The following is a 19,502-nucleotide window of genomic DNA, read 5'->3' as shown; positions in this document are numbered from 1 at the left end:
GGCGAAGCGCGCGGCGACTACGACCACGTCGTCGCGACCCTCAACCACCTCGACCCGCACGGCCACTGACGTCTCAGGGGAGTCGACGCGACGCCGTGATGGTCGACGACGTCGAGGACCCCGGGACCGCCGGAGCGGGTGATCTGCACAGTCCGCACGGCTCGCGACGAGCGAGGGTCATCGTCGCGCTGCGCCGGATGGGGGAGTGGGACTGAGCGGGGTAGGGCTCTGCTCCTTCACCGGCCCCAACCGCAGCATGGTCGTGGCCCGGCGGGCGCCGATGCGTGGGAGAGCCCGGAGGACCTCCTGCAGTTCAGCGGTCCCGGCTGCGGCCACGTGCAGGAGCACGTCGTCGGCACCGCTGACCGCGTCAGCGCGCAGCACCTGCGGCATCTGCGCCACGGCCTGAGCGAAGCGCTTCGCGCTGTCCTCGTCGTGCTCGTCGAGGACCACCAGCACGAACGCCTGCAGACCGGCTCCCACCCGCTCGGGGTCGACCCGGGCGTGCACCCCGCTGATCACCCCGTCGGCGCGCAGGCGCGCCACCCGCCGCAACGTCGCCGCCGGCGACAGCCCCACCGTGCGGGCCAGCTCGACGTTCGCGATGTCCCCCCGCTGCTGCAGCAGATCGACGATCGCGCAATCCAGAGCATCCAGAGCGTTGTTTGGCACAACGCCATTGTGCCGTGTGGCCATGTTGGTCCACGCGCTTGCGCAATCGCACGACCTCGCCGCACCGTGCCGTCATGTCCTCCTCTCGTGACTGCGCACCCCCGCCGGCCGTGTCCGATCCGGAGACGGGTCCCGACGCCGGCGGCTGCACCGGTACGGCCTCGAGGTCCGCGGCTGTAGACCGCCGGAGCACCGAGCTCTCCACCCGCGAGGCCGCGGTGCTCGACGCCGTCGACGCGCAGTGGGCCGTCGACCGGTTGGTCGCGCTGGTGGCGGTCCCCTCACTCGGCGGTACGGCCGCCGAGTCCGAGGCGCAGCACCTGGTGGCCGGCTGGCTGGACGAGCTCGGCACCGACGTCGACCGCTGGGCCATCGACCTCACCGAGGCCGCGGCCGCCCCGGACGCGCCCGGCCAGGAGGTCGACCGCAGCGAGGCGTGGGGCGTCGTGGGCACGCTGCCCGGCCGGGACGGCGGACAGCCGGCGTTGGTGCTCTGCGGGCACACCGACGTCGTCCCGGCAGGTGACCCGGCGCTGTGGCCCGGGGACCCGTTCACCCCCCGGGTCGTCGACGGCGCCGTGCACGGCCGAGGCACGTGCGACATGAAGGGCGGCCTCGTCGCCGCGCTGGCCGCCGTGCATGCTCTGCGGACGGCCGGCGTGCGGCTGGCCCGGCCGCTGGCGGTGCACAGCGTCATGGGCGAGGAGGACGGCGGGCTCGGCGCGTGGGCCACTCTGGGGCGGGGGCACCGCGGCGACGCCTGCGTCATCCCCGAGCCGACCGCGGGCACGGTGATGACCGCGCACGCCGGCGCCCTGACCTTCCGGCTGACCCTCACCGGGCTGGCCGCGCACGCCGCCAACCGGCACCTCGGGGTCAGCACCATCGAGCTGTTCGAGCACGTGCACGCAGCGCTCCGGGTGCTGGAGTCCGGCCGCCAGCCCGCCGACCGGTCCGGGTTCGGTGACCACCCGTTCCCCTACGGCCTCTCGATCGGCCGGCTGCGGGCCGGCGACTGGGCGAGCACCGTGCCCGACCGGCTGGTCGCGGAGGGGCGGTTCGGCGTGCGGCTTGGCGAGTCGGTGGAGGCGGCCCGGGCGGCGTTCGAGGGCTGCGTGGCCGCAGCGTGCGCGGCCCGTCCCTGGCTGGCCGACCACCCAGCGCAGGTCGAGTGGGTCGGCGGCACCTACGCCAGCAGCCGACTGCCGGCCGGCTCGTCGCTGCTCCCGGCCGTCCAGCAGGCGGTCACCGACGCCGGCGGCGCTCGGCCACCCGAGCGCGCGCTCACCGCCGGTACCGACCTGCGGTTCTACACGGACGCGGGCATCCCGGCGCTGCACCACGGCCCGGGTGACCTGCGGTTGGCGCACGGTGTCGGCGAGCAGGTGCCGATCGAGGACCTGCTGCTGTCGGCCCGCAGCCTGGCGCTGCTCGCCGTCCGCACCTGCGGCGTGGCGTGAGCGCGTCGCGCTTCCCGGCCCCGGGCCGCCTGACCGGTGACCCGGAGACGTCCCGCAGCTAGTGGGCGCCGCCGTCATCAGCCTCGACTCCCTGGGAGCAGTGCACCCTGTCTGGCGTCTGTACCTGCGGGCAGCATCGGACCCATGACGCCAGCCCCCGCAGATGTGGGCCTCCCGGACGCCCCGGGCCCGACGACCGCCTCGATCACCCGGTGGGTCGAGGACTACGTGACGGCCTGGAAGAGCAACGCCCGCGCCGACATCGAGGCCCTCTTCACCGACGACGCCGAGTACCACGAATCGCCCTTCGACACCCAGTGGATCGGTCGGGACGCGATCGTCGAGGGCTGGCGCAGCCGGTGGGAGTGGCAGAGTGGCGGATGGGAGTTCGAGTGGTCCATCACCGCGATCGACGGGTGGGACGTCGTCATCACCGGGATCGGGCGCTACGCGAAGCTCGGCGACTTCGACAACCTGTGGACCGTGACCTTCGACGAGTCCGGGCGCTGCAGCCGGTTCGTGATGGTGAACACCGAACGGAGCTGACCATGCCCGGAAGGCACCCCTGCGGCGGAGGCAACGAGCTCGGGGACTTCCTCCGCGCCCAACGAGCCCGGCTCACCCCCGAGGCAGTGGGGTTGCGCAGCATCGGCAGCCGCCGCGTGATCGGCCTGCGACGTGAGGAGGTCGCCGTGCTGGCCGGCGTGAGCTCCGACTACTACGCCCGCCTCGAGCAAGGTCGCGAGCGCACCCCCTCCCCGCAGCTCATGGAGGCGGTCGCCCGCGCGCTGAAACTCGGCGCGGACGCCCGGGACCACGCCTTCCGCCTGGCGCGGCTCGCCCCGACGACCCGGGTCACCGACGAGCAGGCGAGCCCGCACCTGCGGCAGCTGATGGACTCGTTCCCCAAGGCCGCGGCCTACGTGGTGAACCCCGCGTTCCGGGTGATCGCGGCCAACGACATCGCGACCGGGCTGATCGCTCCCGCCAACCACGACGGCCACGTCCTGCAGTACATGTTCCTCGACCCGACCGCGCCGACGTACTTCGTGCACTGGGACGACGCCGCACACGCCGCGGTCAGCGGCATCCGCCTCGCCGCGGGCTTCTCGCCGCCCCACCCCGAGGTCGCCGCCCTCGTGCGCCGCCTCTACGTCCGCAGCCCGGCGTTCGCCGCCATGTGGGACGACCACGAGGTCGCCGGACTCACCACCGTGCACATGCACATCCGTCATCCCGCCGTCGGCGAGCTCGAGCTGGCCTACCAGACGTTCGACGTACGGGAGTCCCCGGGACTGCAGCTGACGGTGGCCAGCGCTGCGCCAGGCAGTCCCAGCGAGGACGCTCTGGCCCTTCTCGGCACGATCGAGGCGACTCAGCGCGAGGGCGCACCAGGTCACCTACAGCCGGGTCCTCCCCGAACCCCACAGGCACAGGAGTCACCGTGAACCACCCAGAACAGGTCGACCTGGAGTCAGCACGCCGGCGGGCGATGGAGGTGCGAGCCCTCTACGAGGCCATCGAACGTCGGCTGAACGGCAAGGTGTGGACGCTCCAGGAGCTCATGCTGGGCTTCAGCAACGACGTCGGCACCGTCGGTCGACTGGTGCTGGCCCACGACGGGACCTGGGAGATCGCCGGCGACGTCGACGCGCAGCTGGCACACAAGCTGTCCGAGTCGCTGTGGTGGGTGATCGTCATCGCCGAGCGCCTCGGCATCGACATCTCCACTGCCTTCACGGACACCATGGACACCATCGAGCGCGGCCTGGCCCCCTCGGCCGGCGGACACACGACGCAGTCATGATCTGCCGCCGCGCCCAGAGGGAAGCAGGCGGGCGCGGATCGCCGAGGACGTCGTCGGCCTCTGGTCCCGGATGAGCTGCGCTCGGGTGAGTCACCGCGACCCCGGTGACTCAGCGCCCCACCGTGTCCGCGTCCGCGGAGCCGGTGCAGCAGCCTGCAGTCCGTCCTGGGCGAACGCCTGGTCGATCCACACCGGAGCCGCCCGGTGAGTGCCACGGGAACGGGGCCCGTCGCCCGTCGCCGTGGCCGATCCCGGCAGGGTCCACGATCCCGTCGAGCGAGGTCGCGGTGTCCCGCTGCTCGATGAGGCGGTGGCGTCCATGACGACCCCGCCCCGTCGGTCTCGCGCATCCGAGCCGATCGGTCGGTGCGTGGAGAGCCACGGCGGCTGACCTGGTGCCCGGCGGGCATGCCCACTCGCGGGCATCTGCTCGGGACCAGGGCCACGTGGCGGGTGGTGCCCGGGGGCCGGGGCCGCGGGCGGGGATCCGTACGTCCGGTGAATCGCGCGGGCGGGGCGGGCGCTGGGACGGTCGCCCCGGCGCCCGCCCGCCGTGCAGCTATGCCACGGGGTCGCGGAGGATCGTGCGGAGGGTGCGCTGGGGGGTCTCCCGGGTGAAGCCGTCCAGGTGGAGTTCGTGGTGAGGCCCGTTGCGGTGCAGCCCGAGCCCCTGGGCGAACTCGCCGAGTCGGGCGAGCGTCCCGAACTCGTCGGCGAAGGGCCCGTGGTGCATCACCTGCACGACGTCCTGCTCGGGCAGCGCGAACAGCTCCACCTCGTCCGTCTCGGAAGGGCTCGCCGCGCGGGCACGTGCGGCGGCGAGGTCGTCCGCCGTCGTGGTGGCAGGGACGAGCGCCAGCACCCGGTACTGCAGCGAGGGGATCGGGTTGACGCTGTAGAAGTCGGCGATCTCCACGGGCGTCGAGCCCGCCGGGTACCAGTACTGGATCTCCACCACCGGCTCTGAGCCGCCCTCGTCCAGGATCCGGGCGATCTCGGCGACGGAGGCCTTCTTGCGGTAGAACTCGTCGGTCCCCGGGGCGCCGGAGCCGCTGATGGAGACGTAGTGGACGGCCGGGGTGCGCACGACCTCGGGCTCGTCGGCGGCGTGGAGGTGGGGAGTGAGGCGGTTGTCCGACATGGCGTGTTCCTCGTTCCTCGTGTGTCGGGTGGAGATGGGTGAGGGCACTCAAGCGCTGTAGCCGCCGTCGACGTCCAGGGAAGCGCCGTTGAGACAGGCAGCCTCGTCGCTGGCGACGTACGCCACGAAGGAGGCGACTTCGGCGACGGTGCCGGGCTGCACGTTGACCGTGATCCCCTGGGGGCCGAGTTCGCGCGCGAGGCCCCGCGCACCTCCGGTCACCAGGGCGGTCTTGCCGGCGTGACGGCCGGGCTGCACCGTCCCAGCACGGATGGGGCGTTGGGTCGACGTGGTGTCCAGCTGGTCAGAGGTCATGGTCGATGGCCCTCGTTCGATGGGTCGGTCGGGGGGGGGGGGGGGGGGGGTCCACCGGTCGCTGCGGACAGCCCGGTCCGGAGCCTCGACACGGTGCCGCTGTGGGTCTGCTCGACGTCGGTGCCGAGCTCGGCACGCGGCGCAGCCGCGAGGCCACGGAGTCGCCGCCGCAGGGCGGGCGGCCGATGGACCACCGGCTGCCCGCCCTGCGGCGACATCGACTCAGGAGTGGTCCGTCGCGGCGGCGGCCTCCTCGATCACCTTCGCGACCGCGGTGGGCTGGCGGGTCATCGCGAGGTGTCCGGCCTTCACCGTGGTGAGCTCCGCGCCGGCACGGGACGCCATGCGCCGCTGCAGCTCCAGCGGGATGCTGCCGTCCTCGGTCCCCGCGACGTACCACGAGGGCAGCGACTTCCACGCGGGCTCGTTCGCCGCCGCTTCGTTCACCGCACTGAACGTGATCGGGCGCTGCCGGGCGTAGAGGTCGTCCCGCTCCTTGCGCGGGAGGCCGTTGGCGAACGTTGCGTGGAAGGCGGCCTCCTGCAGGTACAGGTCCACGTCACCCTCCGGGGCGCCGGGGTACGGCACCATGTCGAACAGGGCCGAAGGGTCGACGGGGCCCGCACTGGAGAGCAGGGCCAGCAGGCTCTCGCCCTTCTCCGGTACGAAGGCGTCGACGTAGACGAGGGCGCGCACGTCAGGGTCGCTGGTCGCGGCCTCGGTGATCACTGCGCCGCCGTAGGAGTGGCCGACGAGGACCACCGGGCCGCTCGTCCGGTGCTGCAGGAACGAGGCCAACGCTGCGCTGTCGCCGCTGAGCGAGCGCAGCGGGTTGGCGAAGTCGAGGACCGTGTAGCCGCGCTTCTGCAGCCGCTGCTGGACGTCGCTGAAGGACCCCGCGTCCGTCCAGGCGCCGTGGACGATGACGACCGTCGGCTCGTCGTGGCCGCCCCCGGCGCTGGCGGGGCCGGCGAGCCCGATGATCGCCAGGAGTGAGGTGATGACCCCCGCCACCACCGCGGTGAGCCCACGACGACGGCCACGAGTGGCGGTGTGCAGGAGGTCTCCCACGGCCAGGCGGCTTTCGGGACGACGATGTCGCCGCGGGTGCACGGCCGCGTCGCGGGTGGGGGAGGAAGTGGTCCGTCCGTCGACGGTGGTGTCCTGCTCGGTTCCCGACATGTCGGTCTCCTCGTCATGGCCCGCCGCTCCGGAGCGGATCAGCAGGCTCGGTGTGCCGGATGGCACGGCCGACTGTGCGCGCCGGCGCTCGTCCGGCCCAGGGTGCAGCGCTCCTAGGGGAGCCCGCCCCGCCAGCACCCGTCGAGGGCGTCGATCTCGGGCTCGTGCCCTTCGCCGAGGAGCTCATCGGACCTCAGGTCGCGACCACGCTCTTCCACTCCATCCAGGCCGTGGTCCCCGGTGGATCGCTGCGCGTGCTCCCGCACGTCGCCGGCGCGCTCGACGGTCTGGCCCTGCGAGAGCGGGCCGACCTGCTGCGCGACGCCCTCCTCGCCGACGTCCCCGGTGACCATCGCGCCCTGGCGGACGTCGTCCGAGGCGTTCCTGGTCGGGTCCTACGACGTGGTGCACGCCCAGGACTGCATCAGCGCCGACGCCGTCCCCGGCTGCGTTCGCACCGTGCACCACCTGGACACCTTCAGCACTCCGGCGCTGGCTGCCTGCCACGAGCGCGCGATCGTGGGTCCGCGGGCGCTGGTCTGCGTCTCCGCCGCCGTGGCCGCCGAGGTCGCCACCGGCTGGGGACGGATCGCCACCGTCGTCCCCAACGGCGTGGACGCCGCCCGGTTCGCCGCGGCCGCCGGCCCGGCGGGTGATTCCGGCCGGCGGGCATGGCGCGACCGGCTCGGCCGCTGTGTGCTGGCCGAAGGCGGGATCGAGCCCCGCAAGGGCACCCTGGACCTGGTCGAGGCCATGGCCGCCGTCCAGGCCCGGCGACCGGACCTGTCGTTCGTGGTCGCGGGCGGGGAGACGCTGTGCGACTACCGCGGCCACCGGGCCGCCGTCGAGGCCCGCGCCGCGGAACTCGGCGTCCAGCCGGTGGTGCTCGGCCCGGTCCCCGACGAGGCGTTGCCGACCCTCGTGGCCGCAGCCGACGTGTTCGCCTTCCCCCTCACCAAGGAGGGCTTCGGCCTCGCCGCGACGGAGGCCCTCGCCGCCGGCGTCCCGGTGGTCACCCGCGACCTGCCGGTGCCGCGTGCGGTCTTCGGTGGTGCCGCCACCTTCGTCGGCGACGCCGGCGCACTGGCCGATGGGCTGCTGACCGCCGCGCTCCGGGCGGACCCCGCCCGCCGGTCCGCCGGATGGCAGCTGGCGGACCGCCACACCTGGGACGCAGCCGCCACGGAGCACCGGCAGCTGTACCGATCGCTGTGCTGACCCGGACGGACGTGCCGGGGTGATCGCCTGCCGGTCGGACCAGGGAGCGCTCGGCGAGGGGCCACGTCGGTACGGGGCGGGCGCCGCCTGCCGTACGGCGCGACCGGCCGGCGACCAGCGGTCGGTGGTGCTGTCAGGGGATGATGCGGGCCGCGCGGTACCGCTCCACGTAGCGGAAGAAGCTGTCGCGGCTGTCCCGGCTCTGGGTGAACCCGGCCTTGCGGCTCTTGTTCATGTCGGTCAGCACCTCGATCTCCCGGCCGAGGTCGCTGTCGGTGTGCCACCAGGAGGCGATCCGGCCGAGGTCGGACTCGACCAGCCCGTGCTCCGCGGCGATCCCGGCCCAGACGTCCTCGGTGCCGGCCATGCTCTCGGTCAGCGGGCGGACCCGTCCTTCGTAGCCCTCCCACTCCACGCCGAAGTGGGCCGCGATCTGCGGCCACAACCAGCGCCAGCGGAAGACGTCGCCGTTGGCGGTGTTGAAGGCCTGGTCATGGCCCGCCTCGGAAGCCGCAGCCCAGATGATCTGGTCGGCCAGGAGGTCGGCGTCGGTCACGTCGGTCACGCTGTTCCACTGGGTGCTCGACCCGGGGAAGACGAACGGCCGCCCCAGCTGCCTGCAGATCGCGGCGTACGCCGACAGCGTCAGCACCATGTTCATCGCGTTGCCCACGGCGAAGCCGAACACGGTGTGCGACCGGTGGACGCTCCAGGTGAAGCCCGCGCGGGCGGCGGCCGCGAAGAGCTCGTCCTCCTGCGCGTAGTAGAAGTTCGGCACGTCCAGACGGGGCTCGTCCTCGTGGAACGGCGTGTCCGGCATCTCGCCCTGCGCATAGGCCTCGAACGGGCCGAGGTAGTGCTTCAGCCCGGTCATCAGCGCCGCGTGCCGCACCGATCCGGCCGGCTCGAGCGCCTGGAGCACGTTGCGGACGGCGGCGCCGTTGACCGCGACGTTCTCGGCCTCGGTGGCCTGCCGGGTCCAGGCGGTGATGGCGACGAGCTCGGGGGACAGACCGTCCAGCGCGGCGGACAGTCCCCTCGGGTCGGCCAGGTCCGCCTGCACGGGGTGCACGCCCTGGCCGGGGGCCCGCCCACTGCGGGAGAGCCCGTGGACCTCCCAGCCCTGGGCAGTCAGCCGCTCGGCCAGGTTCTGACCGACGATCCCCGTGGCGCCCACGACGAGGGCCTGTCGCGGCGCGGCTGGTGCAGTCATCAGGTCCAGATCTCCTGTCGGTGGCGCACGGCGCTCACGTGACCCGGCGAGTGGTCGCCGGGTCGGGCACTCGTGTCCTGGGAAGCGTTGCACCTCGCGGGACTCACCGCGTGGTGAGGTGGGCGACGACCAGGTCGCCGAGGAGCCTCCGCTGGTGAGCACGGGTCGCCGGGTCGAGCATGTCGCGGTCGAAGATGGCCCGGAACGTGTGCCGGTTGGCAGTCCGGAAGACGCAGAACGCACTGATCACCTGGTGCACGTCGAGCGCGTCGACGTCGTCCCGGAACAGCCCGTCGGCCCGGCCGCGCTGCAGGATGGCACTCAGCACGTCGACGGCGGGCGCGGCGAGGCCGGCCAGCGCCGGGGAGCCGGCCAGGTGCTCGGCCCGGTGGATGTTCTCGATGCTCACCAGGCGGATGAACTCCGGGTGCGCCTCGTGGTGGTCGAAGGTGAGCCCGGCGAGCTCTCGGAGCGCGGCCACCGGCTCGAGGTGCTCGACGTCCACCTGCTGTTCCAGTGCCCGGATCCGGCCGTAGGCCTGCTCCAGCACCGCGACGTAGAGCTGCTCCTTGCCGCCGAAGTAGTAGTAGATCATCCGCTTCGTCGTGCTCAGCTTGTCGGCGATCTCGTTGACCCGGGCCCCGGCGTACCCGCGGTCGGCGAACTCCGCGGTGGCCACGGCGAGGATCTCCGCCCGGGTCCGGTCGGCGTCCCGGGTTCGTTCCACCGGGCGCACCGCGGCGGTGCCGGTGCCGAGCTCGCTGTCCGGGCGGGGCGCGGTCACGGTCTCCTCCTGCGTGGGCGGGCGTCCGGCGGAGCCTATGCACACCCCGCGCGGAGCGGTTGCGGCGACCGGATGCCCGGCGCCGGCGGGGACTGGCGCAGCGCCGTCCGATGTGGTCGGGTGTCCGTAACTCACCGTCTGGTACATACGAGAGCAGGGTCCATGCCCCCAGTCCGTCCCGCAGACGGCGCCGCGCCCTCCGCGTGGCCGCGCCGGGGGATCGCCACGGTCTGCCTGTCCGGGACCCTGGAGGACAAGCTCGGCGCGGCGGCGGCCGCGGGCTTCGACGGCATCGAGGTGTTCGAGCCCGACCTGATCGCCTCCCCGTGGTCGCCGGCCGAACTGGCCACCCGCTGCGCCGACCTCGGCCTGTCGATCGACCTGTACCAGCCCTTCCGGGACCTGGACTCGACCGACCCCGCGCGGTTCGCCGCCAACCTGCGGCGTGCCGAGCGGAAGTTCGACGTCATGGGCGCGCTCGGCGTGGACACCGTGCTGGTCTGCTCCTCGGTCGCTCCCGACGCCGTCGCCGACGTCGACCAGCTCGCCGAGCAGCTGTCGACCGCCGCGGCCCGGGCCGAGCTGCGCGGCCTGCGGATCGCCTACGAGGCGCTCGCCTGGGGCCGGCACGTCTCCACCTGGGACGCCTCCTGGGACGCCGTCCGCCGGGCCGACGCCGCTGCGCTCGGGCTGTGCCTGGACAGCTTCCACGTGCTCTCCCGCGGCGGGGACCCGAGCGGCTTCGCCGCGGTGCCGGGGGAGAAGGTCTTCTTCCTCCAGCTGGCCGACGCCCCGCAGCTGACCATGGACGTGCTGCAGTGGAGCCGGCACCACCGGCTCTTCCCCGGGCAGGGCGCCTTCGACCTGCCCGGCTTCCTCGGCGCCGTGCTCGCGACCGGGTACCGCGGGCCGCTGTCGCTGGAGGTGTTCAACGACGTGTACCGCCAGTCCGACCCGGCACGGACCGCCGTGGACGCCATGCGCTCGCTGCAGTGGCTCGAGGAGGCGCTCGCGCTGGTCGACCCCGCCGCCGGCCTCCGCCCGCCACCGGCCGCACCGGAGCTCTCCGGCTGGTCGTTCACCGAGCTGGCCGTCGACGGCGTGTCCGGGCCGCAGGTCGGGCAGGCGCTGACCGCCCTGGGGTTCACCCACACCGGTCAGCACCGGTCCAAGCCGGTGCAGCTGTGGGAACAGGGGGCGGCGCGGGTGCTGCTCAACGCCTCCGTCGTCCGGCCCGGTGCACCGGGGGAGGCCGCGGTCTCCGCGCTGGGGCTGGAGAGCAGCGACCCGGGGCGCTCGGCGGTGCGCGCAGAGGCGATGAGCGCGCCGGTGCTGCCGCGCACCCGCGGGGCGACCGAGGCCGAGCTGTCCGCGGTCGCCGCTCCCGACGGCACGGAGGTGTTCTTCACCCGCACCGGGCCCGACGGCTGGCCGGCTGACTTCCTCCCGACCGGCGTTCCTCCGGGGCCAGGCGCAGGGCTCACCGGCATCGACCACGTCGCCCTCACCCAGCCCTTCGACTCCTTCGACGAGGCCGCGCTGTTCTACCGCTCGGTACTGGGCCTGGAACCCCAGCAGGTCACCGAGCTGGCCGCCCCCTTCGGCCTGGTGCGCACCCGGGCGGTCACCGGGCCCGAGCGGGCGGTGCGGCTGACCCTCTCGGCGTCGTCGCTGCGCCGCGGTGGCTGGGCCCCCCGGGTCGCCGAGCCGCAGTGCATCGCCTTCCGCACCGACGACGTCCGGGCGACGGCGGAACGGCTGCGGGCCGCGGGTGCCCCGTTGCTGCGGCTGCCGGAGAACTACGCCGACGACCTCGAGGCCCGGTTCGACCTCCCGGCCGACCTGCTGGCGGCCGTCCGCGAGCACGGCCTGATGTACGAGGAGGACGCACACGGCGCCTGCCTGCACCTGGCCACCGAGGTGCTCGGCGACCGGCTCTTCGTCATGGTCGTGCAGCGGCTGGGCGGCTATGACGGGTACGGGAACGCCGATGCGCCGGTCCGGATGGCCGCCCACCGCCGGCAGCGGCGCCCGCCGGCGGAGACGCCGGTCGGCTCCGCCAGGATCGAGAGGACGGACGTGTCGTGAACCGGTTGGCCGTGCACCAGTCCGTGGTGCACCCGCGCAGTCCCGTCGAGCTCACCGAGCTGCTGGCCGGCACCGGCTGGGACTCGATCGGCCTGCACGTCGGCGCCGTGGCCGAGGTCGAGCCCTGGTGGTCCGGCGGGGCGGGCGAACGCAACCTGCAGCGGCTCGTCGACGAGCTGCTCGAGACCCGGGTGACGGTGCTCGACGTCGGCCGGGTCCAGCTCGGCGGCAGCCTGCCCGACGACCACGTGCACGCCACCCACGGGCGGGTGCTGGACCTGGGCGCCCGGTTCGGGGCCCGCCACGTGACGGCCCGGTTCAGCCCGGACGCCGCCGCGGGGCAGGGTCTGGCCGAGCAGGTCGACGTCTTCGGCCGGCTGGTCGAGCAGGCCCGCCCGTACCGGCTGCTGCCGCTGCTCGCGCCGCTGCCGGTCGACCGCCCTGACCTGCTCGCCGGCGCGGCGGCCGTCGTGCGTCCCAGCGGTGGCGGCGTCGTCCTGGACGTGCCGGTGGACAGCTGCAGCCCGGCCGAGGTCGAGGCGGCCGTCGACGTGCTCGGTGAGTCCCTCGGCTACGTCCGGCTCAGCGCCCGCCAGGTCGAAGGGGCCGGTGCGGCCACGGCCGGGCTGCTCGCCACGCTCCCGCCACACGTCCCCGTCGCGCTCGGCGGCGACGACTCCATCGGCGTGCTCACCGACGACCCCACCACCCGGCTGCACCGGCTGCACGGCCTCGTCGACGAGATGCTCGAACACCCCCGGGCGCGCGCCCGCCGGCTGGCCGCCGGCTGACCCCGGGGGCCAACGGTCAGCGCGGTTGTCGGGCCAGCTCGGCGAGGCCGGTCAGCGCCAGGGGGTAACCGAGGACGCCGAGCCCCACGACGACGCCCCGGGCCACCGGGGAGATGTGGGAGTGGTGCCGGAACTGCTCGCGGGCGTGCACGTTCGAGATGTGCACCTCGACCACCGGCAGCTCCACCCCCTCGATCGCGTCCCGCAGGGCGATGGACGTGTGCGCGTGGGCGCCCGGGTTGTAGACGGCGCCGATGGCCTGGCCGGCCCGGACGCGCCGGCCCCACTCGTGCACCCAGTCGATGAGCTGCCCCTCGTGGTCGGACTGCCGGAACTCCACGTCCAGCCCCAGCTCGGCCGCCCGCACCCGGCACAGCTGCTCGACGTCGGCCAGCGTGGCCGAGCCGTACACCTCCGGCTTGCGGGTGCCGAGCAGGTCCAGGTTCGGTCCGTTCAGCACGAGCACCGAGCTCATGACGTCCTCCTCGGGTACGGCGTGAGCAGTCGGGCCGGGTTGACCACCGTCATCTGGTGGACGTCGTCCTCGGTGGCCCCGCCGGCGAGCAGCATCGGGACCACCCGGGTCGGGATGTTCTCGAAGCGCCAGTGCGGTGCGTGGACGGCGCGCCACGACGGTGGCGTGACGCGGCTGAAGCAGGCCGCGTCGTGCGAGAGCACCATCCGGTCGGCGTACCCGAGCCGCAGCAGCGCCAGCACGGTGGCGACCCGGCGCTCGTCGGGCAGGACGTGCTCCATGCCGAAGCGGTCCATGCCGATGGTCGAGCCGGCGTCCATCAGCACCCGGAGGTAGGTGAGGTCCTCGGTGTCCCCGGAGTGGCCGATGACCACGCGGTCGAGCGGCACGCCCTGCTTCTGCAGGAACGCCTGCTGGTCCAGCCCGTTGCGCAGCGCCGGCCGGCTGTGCGTGGTGATCGGGACGCCGGTCTGCTGGGCGGCCACCGCGGCGGCGGTCATCACCCGGGCGACGTCCTCGGTGATGCCCTCCTCGTCGGTGACGACCTTGAGCATCCCGGCCCGCACACCGGTGCCGGCGATGCCCTCCTCGATGTCGTGCAGGAAGAACTCGATGAGCGGGTCGGGGCCGTCGACCAGCAACCCCGGCCCGTGGGTGCCGAAGAAGGGCGGCAGCACGTTGGCGGTGTAGTAGCCGGTCGAGGCGATCAGGTGCACCGGGGCGCGTTCGGCCACGGGCACCAGTCGGGCGACGTCCCGGCCGAGGCCCAGGACGGTCAGGTCGACCACCGTGCGGACGCCGAGGTCGCGCAACCGGGTCAGGGCGGTGACGGCCCGGTCGACGGCGGTGTCCGGCTCCCACTCCGGGTGCGGGTGGTTCAGGTCGAGTTCCGGGCTGCCGACGAAGACGTGTTCGTGCACCAGGGTCGAGCCGAGCTGCTCGGGGTGCACCGGGCCCCGGAAGGTCTGCACCACCGCCCCGGGGCGCTCCTGCGCGGAGTCGCCCCGGGGGTGGGTGCGGAGAGCGTCGGTCACTCGGCCGAGTCGCGGATGGCCTCGTAGACGCTGAGCTGCTCCTCGCTCAGGTTGGCCCGCAGGTACTCCTCGGCCTGGGTGCGGAAGGCGTCGACGTCCACGTCCTCCACGACCTCGAACTCACCGCCGGAGGTCCACTCGTCGAGGACCTGCTGCTCGTCCTCCGCGACGCACTCGGGCACCTGCTCGACGGCTGCCGCGACCGCGGCGTCGAGCGCCTCCCGCTGCTCGTCGGACAGCTCCTCGACGCCCGGGCCGGCGATGACCAGGTTCGAGTTCTCCTGGTGAGCGGACAGACTGAGGAACTCCTGCACCTCGCCGAGGTTCTGTGCGTCGATGTTGACGATCGGGTTCTCCTGACCGTCGACGATGCCCTGCTGCAGAGCCAGGTACAGCTCCTCGTAGGCCACCTCGGTCGGGTCCGCGCCCAGGGCCCGGGCGTTCATCAGGTACTGCGGCGAGTTGGGGAACCGCATCCGCAGGCCCTCGAGGTCGGCGGGCTCCCGGATCGGCTGGTTGGCGGTGAAGTGCCGGGCGCCGGCGGACCAGGCCCCGAGCACGCTGGCGCCGGTCGAGTCGGCGAACCCCTGGGTCAGCTCGTCGGATGCCTCGCTGCCGAAGTACCGGGCGAGGTGCTCACCGTCGTCGAAGGCGTAGGCCGCGTCGACGACGCTCATCGGTTCGTAGACGGCCCCGAGCGCCGAGGCACCCTGGATGTCGAGGTCGATGTCCCCGGAGATGACCGACTGGATCCGGTCGGCGTCGCCGCCGAGCTGGCTGCTCGGGAAGAGCTCGACGGTGACGCCGACGTCAGCGGCCTCGACCTCGTCGGCGATGACCTGGGCACCGCAGCGGTGCTGCGGCTGCTGCTCGGTGTAGCTGTGCGCCAGCGTCAGCTCCACCTCACCGCCACCGCCGTCCCCACCGCCGGCGTCGTCGCCGCCGCAGGCGGTGGCGAGCAGGAGGGGGAGCAGGGCGGAGGCCGCGAGGAGCGGGCGCTTGGGGAGTTGACGGTTGGGCATGGTCTTTCCCTTCGTTGGGATTCTCAGTGCTCGGTCGGGCGGGTCTTGTCGAGCGGTCGTGCGGGGTCGGGCGTCGGGGCGTCGCCGTCGATCTCGACGGCGACGAGCTGGTCGAAGTCGGCGAACATGGCCGGTCGGGCCGCGGCACGGCCGAGGAACAGCTCGAAGGAGTCGGCCGCCTGGTTGACGGCCATCCCGGCACCGGTCATCACCCGGCACCCGCGGGCGGTCGCCTCCCGCACGAGCTGGGTCAGCAGCGGGCGGTAGACGATGTCGGCGACCCAGAGGTCGGCGCGCAGCAGGTCGACGGGCACCGGGGTGCCGGGGTGGGCGGCCATCCCCATCGGCGTTGCGTTCACCAGGCCCGATGCGTCGGCGAGCAGGCTGGGCAGCTCTTCCGGCGGGAAGACCGTCGCAGAGACCCGGCTGCCGGCCGCCGTCAGCGCGCCGATCAGCTGCCCGGCGCGCGTCGCGTCGCGGTCGACCACCGACAGCTGCTCGACGCCCTGGCTGGCGAGGGCATGCGCGACGGCTCCACCGGCGCCTCCGGCGCCGACCAGCACGACCCGCTCCAGCGGGACATCGGGGAGCCCGGCCCGCAGGGCCGCGGCGAAGCCGGTCACATCGGTGTTGTGTCCCCTGGTGCGACCGTCCTCGATCACGATCGTGTTGATCGCGCCGATCGCTGCGGCTTCCGGAGCCAGCTCGTCCACCAGCGGCGCCATCACCTGCTTCACCGGGTGGGTGACGTTGAGCCCGTCGAAGCCCAGCTCGACGGCGGCGCGCAGGAGGCCCCGCAGGTGGTCCGGGCGCAGGGCCGCGTCCGGCAGCTCGACCGTCTTGTACGTGTAGCGCAGCCCCTGCCGTGCTCCCTCTCGCTCGTGGAGCTCGGGGGAGAGCGACGGGCCGATGCCCTGGCCCAAGAGCCCGGCGAGGAAGGACCGGCGCGGAGCGGGTCGACCCGTGGGCGACTGGGTCCCGGTCACAGGCCCAGCACCCCCGGCAGCCAGAGGACCGCGTCGGGGAAGGCGATGATCAGGCCGAGGATCACGACGAGCGGGACGATGAACGGCAGGCAGCCGCGGAAGACCTCACTGACCTTCGTCTCGGCCACCGAGCTGAGGACGTAGAGCACGGTGCCGACCGGCGGCGTGAGCAGCCCGATCATCAGCGCGACGATCATCAGCACGCCGAGCACGATCGGGTCGACGCCGAAGCTGGCGCTGATCGGCAGCAGGATCGGCACCACCAGCACCAGGACGGCGGTCGGGTCCACCACCGTGCCCAGGACGAGCATCAGGACAGCCGTCATCAGCAGGAAGACGGTGGCGTTCTCGGTGAACCCGAAGACGTTCTCGGCCAGCATCTGGGGAACCCGCTCGCGGGCCAGGATGTAGCCGAGCAGCGACGCGGAGGAGACGATCAGCATGATCGCCCCGGTCGTCGTCACCGTCTCGGTGAGCACCTTGGGCAGTTCCCGGACCTTCAGGCTCCGGTAGGCCAGGCAGAGCAGCAGCATGTAGGCGACGCCGACGGCGGCGGCCTCGGTGGGCGTGAAGAAGCCGCCCAGGATGCCGCCCAGGATGATCACCGGGGCGAGGATCGGGCCGATCACCCGGCGTCCGGTGACGACCAGCCGGCGCATCGAGAACTCGGTCCGGACGATGTCCGGCTGCTTCCGCACGAGGAAGAAGACGACGACGCACAGGCCGATGGCCATCAGCAGGGCGGGCACGACCGAGGCGGCGAAGAGCCCACCTGTCGAGACCGCCGCCAGCCCGGCGAAGATGACCGCGGGGATGCTCGGCGGCATCACCGGGGCGATCAGCGAGGCGGCGCCGGTGACGCCCAGCCCGAACCGGAGCGGGTAGCCGTTGCGGACCATGGCCGGGATCTGGATCTTGCCAAGGGCGGCGGCGTCGGCCACTGCCGAGCCGCTCATCCAGGAGAAGCCGAGGCTCACACCGACGCTGACGTACCCCAGGCCGCCGCGCACCCGGCCCAGCAGCGCCAGGGCGAAGTCGAAGAGCCGGTCGGCGATGCCGCCCCGGTTGGCGATGACGCCGAGCAGGATGAACAGCGGCACGGCGAGCAACGGGAAGCTCGCCGTCGCGTTGACGATAAGCCGGAGGCTGAGGCCGAGGGACTGTCCGGTGAGCAGCATGTAGGCCAGCGAGGGGCCCAGGAAGGCGAACGCCACCGGAACCCGGATGAAGAGCAGGGCGACGATCGCGACGGTCAGCAGGAGCAGGCTCATGCCGGGCGCACCTCCGTCGTCCCGACCGCAGCCGGCACGCCTCGGACGGCGAAGACCACCGCGGCCACGGCGCCACGGACGGCGGTGCTGAGGAAGCCGAGGAAGGGGAAGAGGTACAGGAAGGTCAGCGGCATGCGCAGGGACGGCGACTTGAGCTGCCCCTGCGAGGACATCAGCTCCCACGCCTCGGCGGCGAAGCCGGCGCCGATCACGGCGACGATCACACTGGCCAGGACCCGCACGAACCGGACGACCTTCGGGTTCTTGACGTTGTCGACCAGTTGCAGCGCGATGTGCGAGTCCGTGGTGACCAGGACCCCGGCCACCGTGAACGTGACCCACACCAGGCAGAACCGGGCGAGCTCGCCGGTCCACGACCAGCCGCTGACCGGCAGGTAGCGCTGGGCGGCCTGCACGAGCACGAGCAGGAACAGGACCGCGAGCGCAGTCGCGGCCAGGCCGAGTTCGACCTTCGTGATCACCGAGACCCATGCTGGTCCCCGTCGGGCGGTGGTTCCCCCGCCAGCTCCGGTCATCGCCAACCTCTCTCGTCCATGTGCTGCCCGTCACAACCCGCCCGGACCGTACGGAGGGCGGTCCGCGGACGGCAATCGGTTGCCATTTGTTGCCAACCTCTCGTAATCTGGCCGTGATGAGCACGTGAAGAGCTCGACGATCTACGACGTCGCCCAGGCCGCCGGTGTCGCGACGTCGACCGTGTCGCGGGCGTTCAGCAACCCCGACCGGGTCGGCGCCGCCACCCGTGAGCACGTCCTGGAGGTCGCACGTCGGCTCGGCTACCAGCCCAATCCACTGGCGCGGGCCCTGGTGTCCCGCCGGACCCGGACCGTGGCGATGGTGGTCTCCGACATCACGAACCCGCACTTCTTCGAGCTCATCCGAGGTGCGGAGATGCGGGCCAAGGCCTCCGGCTACACCCTCGTGCTGGTCAACGCCGAGGAGTCACCTCGCATCGAGCTCGAGCAGATCCACCGGCTGACCAGGTCGGTCGACGGCTTCCTGCTGGCCGCCAGCCGTCAGCCGGTGGAGGACCTGCTCCAGCTGGCGGCCGGCCATCGGGTGGTCGTGATCAACCGCCGGGTGCCAGGTCTGGCCAGCGTCGTCCTCGAACACGCCGAGGGCTGCCGGCAGATGGTCGGTCACCTGGCGTCGCTCGGGCACACCTCGGTCGTCTACCTCGCCGGCCCGCGCAGCTCGTGGATGGCGGCGAGCCGCTGGGCGGCCATCCGGGGAGCTGCAGCAGAGCTGGGCCTGCGCGCGCAGCGCATGGGGCCGTTCGCGCCGACCGTGGCGAGCGGGGGCGCGGCCGCCGATGCGGCGCTGACCACCGGCGCGACCGCGGCCATCGCGCACAACGACCTGCTCGCCATCGGCGTGCTGCGGCGCCTGGCTGACCGGGGTGTCCAGGTGCCGTCGGACGTCAGCGTGGTCGGGTTCGACGACATTTTCGCCGCCGACCTGTGCACTCCAGCCCTCACCACGCTCGGTGGTGCGCACGCCGATGTCGGGCGGGCGGCGGTGGAGATCCTGCTGACCTCCATGGAGCAGTCCCGGGATCAGCCTCCGGAGCTGACCGTCCCCTCGGACCTCAGACTGCGGAAGTCGACGGGTGTCCCCGGTGCTCCTGCGGATCAGCCGGGCTCCTGAAGGTCGACCCGACTCCGGTCGTCTGCCGGGGGACCGTCATGGCCACCGCTCCAGACGGACGATGCCCGCTGGTCGGCGGTCGGCCAGTGGGAGCTCATCCAGCCGCGTGTAGTGGTCGGTGGACATCGCGGCGAGCTGCGCGACCTCCTCCCGCCGCAGCCCGGCGGTGCGCCGGCGCGGCCCCGCGCTCAACCCCACGACCGCGGGCTGGAGGCCGCTGCGGCGCCGGGCGAGGAAGTCGGCGAGGTCGTCCCGGTTCACCCGAGCAGTGTCACTGCTGCGCGCCTGCGGCAGCCAGGGACCGGCAGATCACCGCCGAGCACCCCGGTCTGCACGCCGTCCAGATCGACACCACCGACCCGGTGAGCATCCAGC

General features: G+C 73.1%; 22 protein-coding genes. 8 read left to right on the top strand and 14 right to left on the bottom strand.

What is annotated here, in order from left to right; genetic code table 11:
* Positions 1-177: 177 nt before the first annotated feature.
* The gene (locus HLA93_RS20120) at positions 178-672 is read right to left on the bottom strand and encodes an Lrp/AsnC family transcriptional regulator (protein WP_222196233.1); all 495 of its coding nucleotides are present in this window, start codon (positions 670-672) and stop codon (positions 178-180) included.
* 74 nt (positions 673-746) lie between these two features.
* Here HLA93_RS20120 and HLA93_RS20115 point away from each other — a divergent pair, with 74 nt between their 5' ends.
* The 4 genes from HLA93_RS20115 (at position 747) to HLA93_RS20100 (ending at position 3,939) form a co-directional block, all read left to right on the top strand.
* Positions 747-2,132, top strand: coding sequence for an ArgE/DapE family deacylase (locus HLA93_RS20115; RefSeq protein ID WP_222196232.1), 1,386 nt, complete (start codon positions 747-749; stop codon positions 2,130-2,132).
* 144 nt (positions 2,133-2,276) lie between these two features.
* A complete protein-coding gene (locus HLA93_RS20110; RefSeq protein ID WP_222196231.1) occupies positions 2,277-2,678 on the top strand; it encodes a nuclear transport factor 2 family protein in 402 nt (133 codons plus the stop codon).
* A 2-nt stretch (positions 2,679-2,680) separates the two neighbouring features.
* Positions 2,681-3,580 (top strand): helix-turn-helix transcriptional regulator, encoded by a 900-nt coding sequence (locus tag HLA93_RS20105; protein WP_222196230.1) that lies wholly within the window; start codon positions 2,681-2,683, stop codon positions 3,578-3,580.
* Positions 3,577-3,939 (top strand): hypothetical protein, encoded by a 363-nt coding sequence (locus tag HLA93_RS20100; protein WP_222196229.1) that lies wholly within the window; start codon positions 3,577-3,579, stop codon positions 3,937-3,939. The genes HLA93_RS20105 and HLA93_RS20100 overlap by 4 nt, the downstream gene beginning before the upstream one ends.
* A 559-nt stretch (positions 3,940-4,498) precedes the next feature.
* Here the strand turns inward: HLA93_RS20100 and HLA93_RS20095 are convergent.
* The 4 genes from HLA93_RS20095 to HLA93_RS21275 form a co-directional block, all read right to left on the bottom strand.
* On the bottom strand, positions 4,499-5,080 hold the full coding sequence (locus HLA93_RS20095) for a GyrI-like domain-containing protein (RefSeq protein ID WP_222196228.1): 582 nt from the start codon (positions 5,078-5,080) through the stop codon (positions 4,499-4,501).
* A gap of 48 nt (positions 5,081-5,128) precedes the next feature.
* The gene (locus HLA93_RS20090; RefSeq protein WP_222196227.1) at positions 5,129-5,395 is read right to left on the bottom strand and encodes a hypothetical protein; all 267 of its coding nucleotides are present in this window, start codon (positions 5,393-5,395) and stop codon (positions 5,129-5,131) included.
* A gap of 222 nt (positions 5,396-5,617) precedes the next feature.
* Positions 5,618-6,466, bottom strand: a complete 849-nt coding sequence (locus HLA93_RS20085; RefSeq protein WP_222196226.1) for an alpha/beta fold hydrolase — start codon at positions 6,464-6,466, stop codon at positions 5,618-5,620.
* Between the two features lie 224 nt (positions 6,467-6,690).
* A complete protein-coding gene (locus HLA93_RS21275; RefSeq protein WP_246627211.1) occupies positions 6,691-6,930 on the bottom strand; it encodes a hypothetical protein in 240 nt (79 codons plus the stop codon).
* On the opposite strand from HLA93_RS21275, the gene HLA93_RS20080 reads away from it, so the two are divergent.
* Positions 6,923-7,795, top strand: a complete 873-nt coding sequence (locus HLA93_RS20080) for an MSMEG_0565 family glycosyltransferase (RefSeq protein ID WP_308128263.1) — start codon at positions 6,923-6,925, stop codon at positions 7,793-7,795. The genes HLA93_RS21275 and HLA93_RS20080 overlap by 8 nt on opposite strands.
* A 133-nt stretch (positions 7,796-7,928) precedes the next feature.
* Here HLA93_RS20080 and HLA93_RS20075 read toward each other — a convergent pair whose 3' ends face one another.
* The gene (locus tag HLA93_RS20075) at positions 7,929-9,008 is read right to left on the bottom strand and encodes an SDR family oxidoreductase (protein WP_222196225.1); all 1,080 of its coding nucleotides are present in this window, start codon (positions 9,006-9,008) and stop codon (positions 7,929-7,931) included.
* Positions 9,009-9,111: 103 nt separating this feature from the next.
* On the bottom strand, positions 9,112-9,792 hold the full coding sequence (locus HLA93_RS20070) for a TetR/AcrR family transcriptional regulator (RefSeq protein WP_222196224.1): 681 nt from the start codon (positions 9,790-9,792) through the stop codon (positions 9,112-9,114).
* Between the two features lie 162 nt (positions 9,793-9,954).
* Here HLA93_RS20070 and HLA93_RS20065 point away from each other — a divergent pair, with 162 nt between their 5' ends.
* Positions 9,955-11,880 carry a bifunctional sugar phosphate isomerase/epimerase/4-hydroxyphenylpyruvate dioxygenase family protein gene (locus HLA93_RS20065; protein WP_222196223.1) on the top strand — a complete coding sequence of 642 codons (1,926 nt, stop codon included), beginning with the start codon at positions 9,955-9,957 and terminating at the stop codon, positions 11,878-11,880.
* Positions 11,877-12,671 (top strand): hypothetical protein, encoded by a 795-nt coding sequence (locus HLA93_RS20060; RefSeq protein WP_222196222.1) that lies wholly within the window; start codon positions 11,877-11,879, stop codon positions 12,669-12,671. The genes HLA93_RS20065 and HLA93_RS20060 overlap by 4 nt, the downstream gene beginning before the upstream one ends.
* A 16-nt stretch (positions 12,672-12,687) precedes the next feature.
* Here HLA93_RS20060 and aroQ read toward each other — a convergent pair whose 3' ends face one another.
* Genes aroQ through HLA93_RS20030 form a run of 6 tightly spaced genes read right to left on the bottom strand, consistent with a single transcriptional unit; the run spans position 12,688 to position 17,941 of the window.
* Positions 12,688-13,146: a type II 3-dehydroquinate dehydratase gene (gene aroQ / locus HLA93_RS20055; protein ID WP_222196221.1), complete on the bottom strand. Its 459-nt coding sequence runs from the start codon at positions 13,144-13,146 to the stop codon at positions 12,688-12,690.
* Positions 13,143-14,180 carry a phosphotriesterase family protein gene (locus HLA93_RS20050; RefSeq protein WP_222196220.1) on the bottom strand — a complete coding sequence of 346 codons (1,038 nt, stop codon included), beginning with the start codon at positions 14,178-14,180 and terminating at the stop codon, positions 13,143-13,145. Before HLA93_RS20050 ends, aroQ begins: the two co-directional genes overlap by 4 nt.
* The gene (locus tag HLA93_RS20045; protein ID WP_222196219.1) at positions 14,177-15,202 is read right to left on the bottom strand and encodes a DctP family TRAP transporter solute-binding subunit; all 1,026 of its coding nucleotides are present in this window, start codon (positions 15,200-15,202) and stop codon (positions 14,177-14,179) included. The genes HLA93_RS20050 and HLA93_RS20045 overlap by 4 nt, the downstream gene beginning before the upstream one ends.
* A gap of 23 nt (positions 15,203-15,225) precedes the next feature.
* Positions 15,226-16,188, bottom strand: a complete 963-nt coding sequence (locus HLA93_RS20040) for a shikimate dehydrogenase (RefSeq protein ID WP_222196218.1) — start codon at positions 16,186-16,188, stop codon at positions 15,226-15,228.
* Positions 16,185-17,459 carry a TRAP transporter large permease gene (locus tag HLA93_RS20035; protein ID WP_222196217.1) on the bottom strand — a complete coding sequence of 425 codons (1,275 nt, stop codon included), beginning with the start codon at positions 17,457-17,459 and terminating at the stop codon, positions 16,185-16,187. Before HLA93_RS20035 ends, HLA93_RS20040 begins: the two co-directional genes overlap by 4 nt.
* Positions 17,456-17,941 carry a TRAP transporter small permease gene (locus tag HLA93_RS20030; RefSeq protein ID WP_222196216.1) on the bottom strand — a complete coding sequence of 162 codons (486 nt, stop codon included), beginning with the start codon at positions 17,939-17,941 and terminating at the stop codon, positions 17,456-17,458. Before HLA93_RS20030 ends, HLA93_RS20035 begins: the two co-directional genes overlap by 4 nt.
* Positions 17,942-18,119: 178 nt before the next feature.
* Between HLA93_RS20030 and HLA93_RS20025 the strand changes: the two genes are divergently transcribed.
* Entirely contained in the window at positions 18,120-19,127 is a 1,008-nt protein-coding gene (locus HLA93_RS20025; RefSeq protein ID WP_222196215.1) for a LacI family DNA-binding transcriptional regulator, read from the top strand.
* A 36-nt stretch (positions 19,128-19,163) separates the two neighbouring features.
* Here HLA93_RS20025 and HLA93_RS20020 read toward each other — a convergent pair whose 3' ends face one another.
* Positions 19,164-19,388, bottom strand: coding sequence for a hypothetical protein (locus HLA93_RS20020; protein ID WP_222196214.1), 225 nt, complete (start codon positions 19,386-19,388; stop codon positions 19,164-19,166).
* Positions 19,389-19,502 lie beyond the last annotated feature (114 nt).

The organism is Modestobacter italicus (assembly GCF_019799965.1).
Classification (GTDB): domain Bacteria; phylum Actinomycetota; class Actinomycetes; order Mycobacteriales; family Geodermatophilaceae; genus Modestobacter; species Modestobacter italicus_A.
This window is presented reverse-complemented; position numbering and strand designations above follow the sequence as displayed.